Origin of the sequence: Vibrio ruber DSM 16370, assembly GCF_900163965.1 — a bacterium.
Classification (GTDB): domain Bacteria; phylum Pseudomonadota; class Gammaproteobacteria; order Enterobacterales; family Vibrionaceae; genus Vibrio; species Vibrio ruber.
Map to the genome: position 1 here is coordinate 1 of NZ_FULE01000034.1, position 13107 is coordinate 13107.

Annotated in this window: 12 protein-coding genes; 7 read left to right on the forward strand and 5 right to left on the reverse strand. The window is 46.1% G+C overall.

The features are described 5' to 3' along the window. The 4 genes from VR7878_RS12890 to VR7878_RS12905 form a co-directional block, all read left to right on the forward strand. On the forward strand, positions 1-224 hold a 224-nt coding region (locus VR7878_RS12890), incomplete at its 5' end, for an integrase core domain-containing protein (protein WP_139344086.1). Positions 225-585: 361 nt separating this feature from the next. Then, a complete protein-coding gene (locus tag VR7878_RS12895) occupies positions 586-918 on the forward strand; it encodes a DUF1904 domain-containing protein (protein ID WP_077336595.1) in 333 nt (110 codons plus the stop codon). 25 nt (positions 919-943) lie between these two features. Further along, positions 944-1666 (forward strand): oxygen-insensitive NADPH nitroreductase, encoded by a 723-nt coding sequence (nfsA, locus tag VR7878_RS12900; protein ID WP_077336504.1) that lies wholly within the window; start codon positions 944-946, stop codon positions 1664-1666. Between the two features lie 136 nt (positions 1667-1802). Further along, positions 1803-3125, forward strand: a complete 1323-nt coding sequence (locus tag VR7878_RS12905; protein ID WP_077336505.1) for an IS4 family transposase — start codon at positions 1803-1805, stop codon at positions 3123-3125. Positions 3126-3227: 102 nt separating this feature from the next. Here VR7878_RS12905 and VR7878_RS12910 read toward each other — a convergent pair whose 3' ends face one another. The 3 genes from VR7878_RS12910 to rdgC all read right to left on the reverse strand — a co-directional run bounded on the left by VR7878_RS12910 (position 3228) and on the right by rdgC (position 6043). Continuing rightward, positions 3228-3482 carry a YfhL family 4Fe-4S dicluster ferredoxin gene (locus VR7878_RS12910; RefSeq protein ID WP_059120062.1) on the reverse strand — a complete coding sequence of 85 codons (255 nt, stop codon included), beginning with the start codon at positions 3480-3482 and terminating at the stop codon, positions 3228-3230. Between the two features lies 1 nt (position 3483). Beyond that, positions 3484-4884, reverse strand: coding sequence for a prephenate-dependent tRNA uridine(34) hydroxylase TrhP (gene trhP, locus VR7878_RS12915; protein WP_077336506.1), 1401 nt, complete (start codon positions 4882-4884; stop codon positions 3484-3486). Positions 4885-5131: 247 nt separating this feature from the next. Next, complete coding sequence (gene rdgC, locus VR7878_RS12920) at positions 5132-6043, reverse strand: recombination-associated protein RdgC (RefSeq protein ID WP_077336507.1); 912 nt, start codon at positions 6041-6043, stop codon at positions 5132-5134. 293 nt (positions 6044-6336) lie between these two features. On the opposite strand from rdgC, the gene phoB reads away from it, so the two are divergent. The 3 genes from phoB to VR7878_RS12935 are packed head-to-tail and all read left to right on the forward strand — an operon-like array spanning position 6337 to position 9337. Continuing rightward, positions 6337-7026 carry a phosphate regulon transcriptional regulator PhoB gene (gene phoB / locus VR7878_RS12925; protein WP_077336508.1) on the forward strand — a complete coding sequence of 230 codons (690 nt, stop codon included), beginning with the start codon at positions 6337-6339 and terminating at the stop codon, positions 7024-7026. Between the two features lie 38 nt (positions 7027-7064). Beyond that, the gene (phoR, locus tag VR7878_RS12930; RefSeq protein ID WP_077336509.1) at positions 7065-8366 is read left to right on the forward strand and encodes a phosphate regulon sensor histidine kinase PhoR; all 1302 of its coding nucleotides are present in this window, start codon (positions 7065-7067) and stop codon (positions 8364-8366) included. Between the two features lie 29 nt (positions 8367-8395). After that, entirely contained in the window at positions 8396-9337 is a 942-nt protein-coding gene (locus tag VR7878_RS12935; protein WP_139344088.1) for a PstS family phosphate ABC transporter substrate-binding protein, read from the forward strand. An 82-nt stretch (positions 9338-9419) separates the two neighbouring features. On the opposite strand, the gene ppx is transcribed toward VR7878_RS12935, so the two are convergent. Beyond that, entirely contained in the window at positions 9420-10922 is a 1503-nt protein-coding gene (gene ppx / locus VR7878_RS12940; RefSeq protein WP_077336511.1) for an exopolyphosphatase, read from the reverse strand. Next, entirely contained in the window at positions 10906-13011 is a 2106-nt protein-coding gene (gene ppk1, locus VR7878_RS12945; protein WP_077336512.1) for a polyphosphate kinase 1, read from the reverse strand. The genes ppx and ppk1 overlap by 17 nt, the downstream gene beginning before the upstream one ends. Positions 13012-13107: the final 96 nt, after the last annotated feature.

Sequence of the window (13107 nt, forward strand, 5' to 3'; positions counted from 1 at the left end):
GTTGGGACAATAGCCCGATGGAGCGGTTCTTCAGAAGTCTAAAGACAGAATGGATACCGGTGTCGGGTTATAGGAGTTTTAGCGAAGCAAGACAGCATATAACTCGTTACATCACAGGTTATTACAGCCAACTTAGGCCCCATCAATATAATGGTGGGCTGACACCCAATGAGTCTGAACGACTATATTGGAAAAACTCTAAAACCGTGGCCAATTTTAGTTGACCACTACAATGCAACATTGCATTATCAGATATAGAGCTCTCATGGATTTTTTCAAGGTATCTTTTTATCTCAGGTGCAGACTGTTGGGGACTATGTGAAAAGAAACCCATAATCTTTATTATATATTGAGTTGCTACATGCATAATCATTGAATGGCCAACTGAATCTCTCGCTCAATCGTTGTACCGATATAATCATTGAAAGCGTCCTGTCATTGCTTCAATTCATTTCTCTGTCTCTTCGGTAGGAGATAATGCACCCAAATTGTTCATCGGGGAGAACGCTGACAGTTAAATCTCTCTTACGCCCTCAACAGCAATGAGGAAAAATGATACTATCTGCTGAAAAAGAGGAAGTCAGTATGCCCCATTTTCGATTTCGTGCGGTGGAACCGCAAACCGTTCAACACCTTTCTAAAACATTGGTGGATGAGCTACAGTCCCCGATGAATGCTCCCCGTGAAGATTTTACATTCGAATACATCTACACCACTTTTTTCCAAGAGGGTGAGGTCGCTCCAGCTTATCCGTTTGTTGAAGTCTTGTGGTTTGATCGAGGCCAAGAGACTCAGGATCGGGTCGCGCAAATTATTACGCAACAGGTTCGAGGGGTGATAGGAGAAGAAGTGGATGTCGCTGTGATTTTTACTGCACTCTCCCAGAAAGATTATTATGATAATGCTCAACATTATTGATTGATACAATGGAGACAAGTTTAAAATGAATCCAGTTATTGAAACGATTCGGGGACATCGCTCGATTCGTTCCTTTGAAGAGAGACCGCTGACAACAGAGCAGATGGATACCATTATTGCTTCTGGGATTGCAGCGTCTTCTTCAAGTTTGTTACAAACCGTCTCTATCATTCGAGTTACGGATCAGGAGAAGCGACGAGTCTTAGCTGAACTGGCGGGTAATCAATCCTATGTTGCCAGTGCGGCAGAATTTTTAGTGTTTTGCATCGATTATCAACGTCATGCTTCGCTGAATCCAGATGTTCAGTTAGAACATACGGAGCTCACCTTGATTGGTGCGATAGATGCCGGGATTATGGCGCAGAACTGCTTGCTGGCAGCAGAATCGATGGGCTTGGGTGGCGTTTATATTGGTGGATTGCGCAATGCACCGAAAGAAGTCGATGAATTGCTGGGGTTACCGCAATATACCGCAATTTTGTTTGGTATGTGTTTGGGATATCCGGCTCAGGATCCGGAACTGAAACCACGCCTGAGCCCCGAAGTGATTGTTCATGAGAACTGCTATCAGCCACTAGATCTGGCGATGATTACGGAATATGACCAGCAGATGGAAAAGTATTATCAGCAGCGTTCATCCAATACGAAGCAGCAAGCATGGTCCGATCAAGTCACAACTAAACTCAGTAAAGAGCAACGACCTTATATTCGGGATTACCTGAACAGTAAAGGATTAGCAAAAAAATAGCAGCCAACCTATTTTAGGTCGGGACAAACAATAAAAAAGCCCAATTTAAAATTTAATGCCGATCGTTTAAGAAAACTTGAATGATCCTAGAGTGGCCTCATAATCGGTCTCAGAGTAATTTCTGAGGCCGTTTTTTATGTCTGAATTTTCTCGCGAGTTACAAATCGCAGCTGAATTTCATTACCCTGAATCAATCGATTCATTTCAGAAAAATATTCCTATTGAATGGATTTGTGAAGCAGTAAAGCAAACTGGCCGTGCTGCGGTTAGAAAACGAAGATTTCCTGCGGAACAAGCCGTTTGGCTGGTGTTGGGGATTGGGCTAATGAGAAACCACTCTATCAGCGACGTCTGCGATAAGCTTGAACTGGCCTTTCCTGATTCAAAGGGGGAACTTCCCCCTCTTGCGACTAGCAGTATTGTGAAAGCAAGGCAGCGTATCGGTTTTGAACCATTACGTTACTTATTCCATACCACCGCGACTGAGTGGGAAAAAGAAGATACCGCGACCTCAGTTTGTGGGCTGAAGGTTTTGAGTGTAGACGGAACTCAATTCAGGGTGCCTGAAACAAAAGATAATCAACAATTTGGCTATAGAAGTGCCACATCCACATTCCCTTCTGTATTAGCCGTCACATTAACGTCTACCCGAACTCATTTGGTATCCGATGTGGCTTTTGGCCCGATAACCAATAGTGAAATATCTTACGCTCAGCAACTTGTTGGCTCTGCGCCAGATAACTCACTCACTCTTTTTGATCGTGGTTTCTTATCAGCGGAGCTTTTCCAATCATGGCGCGGAGCTGGCAAGAATATCCATTGGCTGACACCAATCAAGAGTAAGTTCAGATATGAGGTTCTGGAGGAGTACTCTCCCTATGACAAACTCATCAAAATGCCAGTCTCTCCTCAAGCTCAAAAAGAATATCCTCATCTGGGACAAAACTGGCAAGCTCGCTTGGTACTCATTCCTGAGCCAAAAGGAGAAATCAAAGGCTTCATCACATCAATGGAATGCCCGGAAACCTATCCATTGAAGGAGATTGTCAAAGTATACTGGGAACGCTGGGAAATTGAGCAAAGCTACGGTGAGCTGAAACAGAATCAACTGGACAACACTACTGTTCTTAGAAGTCAGAAAGCGGAAGGGATTTATCAAGAGCTCTGGGGAGTTTTTATCTCTTACAATCTTGTCCGCTTAGAAATGAAAAGGATGGCAGAGTATTACGGTGTGGAACCACTCAGAATTAGCTTTATCAATGCGCTAAGACTGATACAAGATGAGTTTTTATGGTGTTCTGGCCGTACACCAGGGACGGTACCAAAGAAACTTCAAAACCTGAGAGAGAATGGCAAACGGTTCATCTTACCAGAGAAGAGAAAACGCAAACCGATACCAAGACAGGTACTCTACAAAGCCCCTCGTTATCCCTATAAGAAAAGAGTCGCTCGCTGTTAAGCGAGCGGCATTACAATTTAAAATTGGGCTTTTTCGTGAACAAGCTGATGGCTGTCATTTCACACAAAGTGTCATTCCACACAAAGATAGTAGGCTGAATTATCAGGTCAGCCCTTGAATAATGACAAATTTTTCCAGCAGTTCATCTTCTGTTTCAATATGATTCGGATCGGTGATGATGCAATTGCTGATCGGACAAACCGACTGACAAGTCGGCTGATCATAATGTCCCTTACACTCAGTACACAGATCCGGATTGATTTCATAAAGATGTTCACCAAATGAAATTGCATTGTTCGGACACTCAGGTTCGCACATATCGCAATTGGTACATTTACTGGTGATCAAAAGAGCCATATTACTTGCCTGTCGGGTTACGGGTATCCTGACCAACGTTCAGATTGCGCATCAGTAATGCATAATCGAGTTTGACGTCTTCAGGTACAGGAATATAGACGAAATGACCGTTTCCTTTCGCGTCATCAATGGTTTCACCTTTACGGTTTTCCATCGCTTCGAGCGTGAACACAATATTCCCTCGTGGTGTCATCAGTTCCAGACTGTCACCCAGACAGAACTTGTTTTTCACCTCAACCTCAACCAAGTCACCACGACGTTTACCGGTGAACTCACCCACAAACTGCTGACTATCCGATACTGAATATCCATAGTCATAATTTTGGTAAGCATCATGGGTATGACGACGCAAGAAACCTTCGGTATAGCCCCGGTGAGCCAGACTCTCCAGAGTTCCCATGAGTGTTTCATCAAAAGGCTTGCCTGCGACAGCGTCATCGATCGCTTTACGATACACCTGAGCCGTCCGGGCACAATAATAGAATGACTTTGTCCGGCCTTCGATCTTCAGGGAATGAACGCCCATTTTGGTGAGGCGCTCAACATGCTGGACAGCACGCAGATCTTTTGAGTTCATGATATAGGTGCCGTGCTCATCTTCAAAAGCCGCCATTTTCTCATCCGGGCGGTGGCTCTCAGACAGTAACACCACATCGTCAGTCGGTTTGCCGGCACCAATAGTGGTTTCAGGGCGCTCATTTTTCACTTCGATGGCTTGTGGTGCATTGGGATCAAATTGCTCGACAATTTGGCCGGCTTCGTCTTCCGTACCTTTTTCGACTTTGTATTCCCAACGACAGGCATTGGTACATGTTCCCTGATTCGGATCGCGTTTGTTGATGTATCCGGACAGGAGGCAACGGCCGGAATACGCCATACAAAGTGCACCGTGAACAAAGATCTCGATCTCAGTATCCGGACATTTTTCCCTGATTTCTTCAATCTCTTCCAGCGAAAGTTCACGGGAGAGAATCACCCGAGTGACGCCGTGCATCGACCAGAACTTAACGGTTGCCCAGTTAACGGCATTTGCCTGAACCGATAAGTGAATTGGCATTTCAGGGAAAGCTTCCCGGACCATCATCATCAGCCCCGGATCTGACATAATCAGCGCGTCCGGCCCCATATCGATGACGGGTTTCAAGTCGCGGATAAACGTCTTCAGCTTTGAGTTGTGCGGCTGAATATTACACACCACATAAAACTGCTTGCCCTGAGCATGGGCTTCATCGATGCCGATTTTCAGGTTTTCATGATTAAATTCATTGTTACGAACCCGCAGGCTGTATCGTGGCTGCCCTGCATAGACCGCATCGGCACCATATGCAAACGCGTAACGCATATTTTTGAGGCTACCAGCCGGGGAAAGGAGTTCTGGTACGAATGTTTTTTCTGTTGTCATTGCTTCTATTCCAAATCTGATCACAAGTCAGGCCGATACCACCTGATGGTATCGGAGGGGGCGAATTTTACGTCAAAACAAGTTGTGATCCTAGCTTTGTTTCGAGGATTTCGCGGTAAATTCCGGAGGAACGCGAGGTGATTGAAAATGGTGACATGACCGCATGGATAGTGTCGGAAAAATCAAAGCCAGAAGTCGGGGAACCAACTTCTGGCTTTTCAATCATGAAGTGTGAGTCAAATCAGTGTTACTCGGCTTCAGGCAAGCCACCTAATGCTTCAAACAGGTTCGGCAGAAAAGCACTGAGCTCACCGCACATCAATGAGAAATCCGCATCGAAGCGAGCGGCACGATCTTCGCGGGGAATATCTTCGTTGTGATCTTTCAAATCATCGCTGTATTGGACTCTTTTCAGGCTTGCATCGTCAGCCAGTACGAACGTGATTCGTTCTTGCCAGCTGAGTGCCAGCTTGGTCACCACTTTATTGGCAGTGATGTGACTCATAATTTCGTCACTGGTCAGATCCTGTTTTTTACAGCGCACGACGGCACCATCTTCCAGTAAGGATTTGAGTTCGGCTTCATCTTGCAATTGAAAACCTGCCGGTAACTCTCCGCCCTGAACCCACTCGGTGAGCGTCGTTTCGACAGCATTTTGCGGAATAGCCGGAATCACCGGCAGACTGCCCATGGTTTTACGCAGCAAGGCGATCACCTCTTCGGCTTTTTTATAACTGCCTGCATCGACCACGATTAACCCCAGTGAAGGCAAAATCAACAAATAGGTATATTGGCTTTTGCTAAACGCACGGGGGAGCAGGTCAATGATGATATCTTCTTTGAGCGTATCTTTTTCTTTCTTTTTGATGGGGCGGCCTTCTTCCGCTTCCAGCGTTTCTACCTTACTCGCAAGAGAATCTTGAATCACGGAGGCTGGCAAGAGCTTTTCTTCTTTTCTGGCACATACAAGGATGCGGTCTTCAGAAACATGGGTCAGCATATCACCATCTTTTCCCATCACACTTGTCCAGCCGAATTTCTGCTTATCCTGACTGCCGCACGGTGTAAAGCGGAATTCATGAAGTTGTTTTTCCAGTTGATCGGCATTGAAGCGGATATCGCGGTTTACACGATAAACCATACAGTTTTTAAACCACATAAAGTCTCTCTTGTCCCATAATCAAGGGCAAACATCATAGGCGAAAAGCCGATAAATGTCTCAGTCGATTTGCAATCTCTGGCACTGGTTAACTTTTGGAATGCGGTGCCCCTGTTGTGACGACATAAATATTTTCGATAAACATCAATGAGGAAGGTGTCGCGGCACAGCACTTATCTGTGAACTTGCGACGAAAGTTATGTGAAAATTTGTTTTCAAAGGTCACAAAAGTGTCATAATTATTTTTAATAATGCAGAGCGTTGATAGAAAAACAAACAAAGGCTAATCGGATATGTCCAGAAGGATTCTTGTGGTTGAGGACGAAGCACCCATTCGCGAAATGTTATGCTTTGTGCTTGAACAAAAAGGTTATCAGGCGGTTGAAGCTGAAGATTATGAGACCGCAATTAACAAACTCGCAGAACCTTTCCCTGATCTTGTTTTACTTGATTGGATGCTTCCCGGAGGAAGTGGCATTAATTTTATCAAGCATATGAAACGAGAAGAGTTGACTCGAAATATTCCGGTCGTAATGTTGACGGCCCGCGGTGAAGAAGAAGATAAAGTCCGGGGGCTCGAAGTCGGTGCTGATGATTACATTACCAAACCCTTTTCTCCGAAAGAGTTAGTCGCCCGGCTCAAAGCGGTGATTCGTCGCGTCACTCCGACAGCATTGGAAGATGTGATTGATGTACAGGGGCTCAAGCTTGATCCGGTATCTCATCGGGTGACGGCCAATGACAAAGCGCTGGACATGGGGCCGACAGAATTTAAGCTACTGCATTTCTTCATGACACATCAAGAGCGGGTCTATAGCCGTGAACAGTTATTGAATAATGTCTGGGGAACGAATGTTTATGTCGAAGACCGGACGGTGGATGTTCATATTCGTCGCTTGAGAAAAGCACTGGAAGATGCCGGACACGATAAATTAGTGCAGACGGTTCGCGGTGCCGGATATCGTTTTTCAACGAAAGCATAACTGATGATTGCTCGGTTGAAGAATTGTAGAGGAGTGAGATGGTCGAACGTCTAACTTGGAAAAGGCTGGCTTGGGGGCTGGCTTTTTTTTACTGTCCTTGGTTACTTGTCGGTTGGATCTTTGGCTACATGCCTTGGTTGCTACTGATCGCAACTGCCATTCAACTACTCTGGCATCTGGGAAATCAAGTCCGTCTTTCTGCCTGGCTGTGGGATGAGCGTCGTTTAGGGCCGCCATCCGGCAAAGGGCAGTGGGAATATCTGTTTAACGGCATCTATCACCTGCAACAGCATCAGCGTAAAAAACGCAAAGAGTTGACCAACCTGATCCGCCGTTTTCGCAATGGTGCCGAATCGTTGCCTGATGGTGTGGTCGTTTTTCGTGATGAAGGGAATATCGTCTGGTGTAACCGTCTGGCTCAGAACCTGCTGGGGTTTCGTTGGCCGGAGGATGAAGGTCAGCCAATATCCAATCTTTTGCGGGCTCCCGATTTTATTAAATATCTTGAAAAGAATGATTTTACCGAACCACTGGAAATTCACTCACCGCTGAATGTTGATCGCATGTTGGAGTTGCGAATCGTGCCTTACACTAAAGGCGAGCATTTATTGGTGGTGCGCGATGTGACTCAGTTGAAACAGCTGGAAGGTATGCGGAGAAACTTTTTTGCCAATGTCTCCCATGAGCTACGGACGCCAATGACCGTTCTCCAAGGGTATCTGGAGATGACTGAAGACCCGGATATGCTGGGCGGCCCGATGTGGGAGAAGGCGCATCAGGTCATGACTGAGCAGTTGAGCCGGATGAACAGTTTGGTCAATCAGTTACTGACGTTATCGAAGATCGAAGCGGCACCGATGCATGAGCTGGATGAGGTGGTTGATATTCCGGCGATGCTCAAGGTTCTCGAAAAAGAGGCGATGAGTCTTAGCGGCGACAATCAGCATCAGTTACATTTTGAAGTGGATCAAACCCTGAAAGTTTTGGGGGATGAAGATCAGCTCAGAAGCGCGGTCTCTAATCTGGTTTATAATGCGGTGAAATACACCCCGCCCAAGGCAGAGATTCGTGTGCGCTGGTATAGCAGTTATCAGGGCGCATGCCTGGAAGTTGAAGATTCAGGGGAAGGAATTGCTCCGCAGCACTTACATCGTCTGACGGAACGGTTTTACCGGGTTGATAAAGCACGTTCCCGTGATACCGGTGGCAGCGGGCTCGGGCTGGCAATCGTGAAACATGCGCTCTCTCACCATGACTCACATCTTGATATCCATAGTGAAGTTGGTGTCGGAAGCCGGTTCTCTTTTGTATTACCCAAACGTCTGGTTGTTCAGTCATGAGTCAGTTCAAACGCTGGTTATGGGGTTTTATGATCTGTTGGTGGAGTGGTTGGTCGCTTCAAGCCGCAGCATTACCCGAGTCGTTGCCTCAGTACCACAAGCAGGTTGGTGTCTCCGGCAGTCTGTTGTCTGTGGGGTCCGATACACTGGCCGGTGTCATGTCTTTGTGGGTGGAAGCTTTTCAGGCTTACTATCCGAATATCAATATCCAAGTTCAGGCGTCCGGCTCTTCGACGGCACCGCCGGCATTGACTCAGGGAACGGCACAATTAGGGCCGATGAGTCGTGTGATGAGGCACCGGGAAGTCAGCGCATTCGAACAAGCATATGGTTATCAACCAACGGCTTTACGTGTGGCGATTGATGCCATCGGTATTTTTGTCCGGCAGGACAACCCCATTCAGGGGCTCAGCTTTGAGCAGATCGACGCGATGTTTTCGACCACGCTGCGATGCGGGGAGACTCAGCATCTGACGCGCTGGTCACAGTTAGGCATACAGGCGAGCTGGGCGCGACGCGCGATTCAGTTATTTGGCCGTAATTCGGTGTCAGGGACTTACGGCTATTTTAAAAATCACGCCCTGTGTGGCGGCGATTTCAGCCCGAGAGTCAATGAGCAGCCCGGTTCAGCTTCTGTGGTACAGTCGGTTGCCTCGTCGATGAATGCTATCGGTTATTCCGGCATTGGCTATTCGGTTTCCGGGGTTCGTTTGATACCGATATCCCGACAGGGAAGCGATTATACTTTCCCCAGCCGGGATAATATTTTATCCGGAGATTACCCGTTATCACGCTATCTCTATATCTATATTAATAAGAATCCGGAACGGCCACTCTCGCCGGTTGAGGAAGCGTTCATCCGATTTATTTTTTCTCAGGAAGGGCAGGTGTTAGTCGCTAAAGATGGGTATGTCCCGGTGTCGCCAAAAATCGCTGAGCAAGAACTGGCGAAAGTCGGTTTATTCAATTGAGCTGGTTGATTCAATCGATACAAAAAACGATGACATTTCAATACTGCCATCGTTTTTCGTTTTTCATATACCGTCGGAGTCTTTAAAAGCTCAATGTCCAACCGATATTTTCCCAGTATTGTTGCTCGCTGAGTAGATCGGCATGAAGCAGTTTATTGTTCTCCAGCCATTCGGGATCATGGCTGGAGAGCGTCCAGACGTTGTCATCTGCCGTCAGAAATATTTCCGGAAGTAAATCATCACTTCTTTGTCCGTTCAGAACGATCGCCAGCCTGAGAATACGGATCAGCCGGACGATCTGTTTTTTCTTGTAGAGAGTGAAATCCGGCATTTCGTTGAGCTTTAAAGCCTTTCTCTGGAAGCGGGCTAATGTTGAGAGTACCAATTGTTGCTCGCTGTTAAACCCCGGCATATTGGTATAGCGCAGAATATATTCAGAATGACGGTGGTATCCTTGCAGGCTAATACTCAAACCAACCTCGTGTAACAGCGCACTCCATTCCAGCAAATCGACCAACTCATGTTCCTGAGCTGAAAGATCGCCGCCTTGATGGATCTGCTCAAAAAATTGCCGTGCTAATCCTTTGATTTTAGCGGCATGCTCCAGATCAACACGGTGTTTCTGAGCGAGACTCTCTGTTGTTCTCAGACGAATATCCGAGCACTTAAAGCGGTCTTCCATTTCATACAACAGACCTTCTCTGAGTGCACCTTGTGAAAAATGCATCTCTTTGATATTCAGATCTTTTAAAATGGCATAAAGAATTGCAACGCCTGCGGCAAATACTGGTTTTCTTTCGTCATTGAGTCCCTTGATATCTAAGTCTTCAATTTGTGTTTTTTCACAGAGCTTGTCGATCAGGTTTTCCAGTCGCTCGATTGTGATGATGCCATCGTCATAACCAATCCCGATCAACACTTCCCGGACTGCTTTGATGGTTCCTGACGAGCCAAATGCACTTTGCCAGCCTTTTTTGCGATACTGCCGGGCGACCGATTCCAGCTTTTGTTGCGCGGCCACGAATGCTTGGGAAAACCGCTTTTTGGAGAGTTTTCCTTGGGAGAAGAAACGCTGATTGTAACTGACACATCCCATCTGAAGACTATTGACGAGCTGTGCTTCGAATCCCTGACCTATCACCATTTCCGTACTCCCGCCACCAATATCAACGACAAGCATGGAGTCCGATTGTGGTTGGGTATGAGCTACGCCCAGATAAATCAGTCGGCCTTCTTCCATACCGGGAATCACTTCTATCGGGTAGGGCAGAATGGCCCGGGCACGTTCAATGAACTTCTGAGCATTGGCTGCCTGTCGTAAGGTATGAGTTGCCGCGATACGAACATTTTCAGGCGCGAAGCCCTGAATGCGTTCAGCAAACATTGCAAGGCAATCCAACCCGCGGGTCATTGCTTCGGCATCGAGCTTTTTATTGTCGTCCAATCCTGATGCCAGCCGGACGCGCTGTTTATGGCGGCTGACCAGTTGAAGATCTTGATCGATGACTTGCGCGACGACCATGTGGAAACTGTTTGAACCTAAATCAATTGCAGCGATATGTCGGGGTTCATCGGGTGTTTTCATGAGACTTTACTTCTATTGATTTTTGCTTACGCGTTTGTTTTTCGACATTTTTCAGGTAATCGTAAATTGCTATCTGAGAACGTATCTTCTTGCGATTACCCCGGTTAACATATCGGTTACTCATCTCTTTGTCTATCCAGCGCGCTTTTACCGTATCAGTAAAGTGAATGTCGATAATGTCAATAATCCGTTTTTTCAGGCGCTCGTCACGAATGGGTGTGGCAACTTCAATCCGGTGATCGATATTACGTGTCATCCAGTCCGCGGAAGAAATATAAACCAGCGGATCCCCGTCATTGTGGGTAATGATGACACGAGGATGCTCCAAAAACCGATCAACGATACTAATGATCTGGATGTTGTCACTGATGCCTTCTATGCCCGGTACCAGAGAACACATGCCCCGAATGATCATTTTGATCTTAACCCCGGCAGCACTGGCTTCGTAAAGTTTGTTATTGAGATCTCGATCAACCAGATTGTTGACTTTCAAGGTAATGGCAGCTTTCTTATTGGCTCTGGCATTTGCAATTTCATTGTCCAACAATTCATTGAGACGCGAGCGAGAGTTCCGGGGCGATACAATCAAGTGGTGGAATTTGACTGGCCGGTATGGATTTTCAATGTAGTCAAATACACTGCGCACTTCGTTGGTAATTTCCGGATCTGCGGTTAACAGGGAAAAGTCAGTATAAATTCGAGCGGTTTTTTCATGGAAGTTACCGGTACCGATGTGTGCGTAACGGATGATTTCTTCTTCCTCTTTTCGGGAGATCAATAACAGTTTTGAGTGGATCTTGAGCCCCGGGGCGCCAAAAATGACGTGCACACCGGCTTCTGTCAGGATTCTGGACCACTCAATATTCGCCTCTTCATCGAAACGGGCCTGTAGCTCAACCACAACTGTCACTTGCTTACCATTCATTACGGCATGGATCAGCGAATGCATCAATTTTGAATCTTTTGCGACGCGATAGATATTAATTTTGATATTCAGAACCTTGGGATCAAATGACGCTTGCCTGACCAGCTCGGTAATATGCTCGAAGGTGTGGTAAGGGTAATAGAGCAGAATATCCTGTTCTCTGATGGCATCAAAACTGTTGGCGAAACCCAAAAAGTCAGCGCACTTGATGGGAGGCATCGGTTTGTTTTCTAAGTAGTTGCGCCCGACATTCGGGAACGAGATAAAATCTCTGAAATTATGATACCGGCCTCCGGGCAGCAGACTATCATAACTGGAAATTTTGAGTTTATCGCACAGAAACTGCAACATCTCTTTCGGCATGGTATTTTCATAAACAAAGCGTACCGGCATGGCGGTTAACCGTTGGCTGAGACCTTCCGACATCTGTTCCAGCAGGCTGTGTTCCACCTCATGACTAAGGTCATATTCGGCATCCCGGGTCATCTTGATTGCATAACCATTGAGTTGCTCATACTCGAAGAACCCTCTGAAAATATCATCCAGACAATAGCGGATAATATTATCCAGTAACATGATTGTTTTGCGCTGTTTACCTTTTTGCTCCGGCACCATAATAAACCGGGGCAGATGATTGGTCGGAATTTCAATCAGCGCATAGTGAGTCTGTTCATTGGTTTTCAGCTCGACGGCAATATAAGCGTATTCATCTTTGAGAAATTGCAGCATGTCCGCTTCTTCATTGAGCAGCCAAGGCGTGATGTGCTGAATCACTTCATTTTTAAAATATTTTCTGACCCATTTCCCCTGAAATTCATCCAGCTGAGTTTCATTGACTAAAAAAATTCGCCGGCGAGCCATTTCCTTAATCAGCTCATTATACAGTTCTTCGAATTCCAGATTGAGTTTGAGTGCCTTGCTTTGCATTTTGGAGAGCAAGTGCTTGTATGTACTATTGCCGCCATGCTCCCGGTCAATCAGAATTCGCCGTTTTACATCGGCAAAGCGCACTTTATAGAATTCATCCAAATTGTTGGAAAAAATGCCCAGAAAACGAATCCGTTCAATGAGTGGTACTGATTTATCCGCAGCTTCCTGAAGAACCCGTTCATTAAAAGATAACCAGCTTAATTCTTTTTCAATATATAACTTCTCAGCACTCATACAATCAGACCTTTCATGCAAACCGGGATGATACATTCAGTGGCGATCGGTCATAACGACCGATTCTCTGTAAGATAATAGTCGGTAATATATATG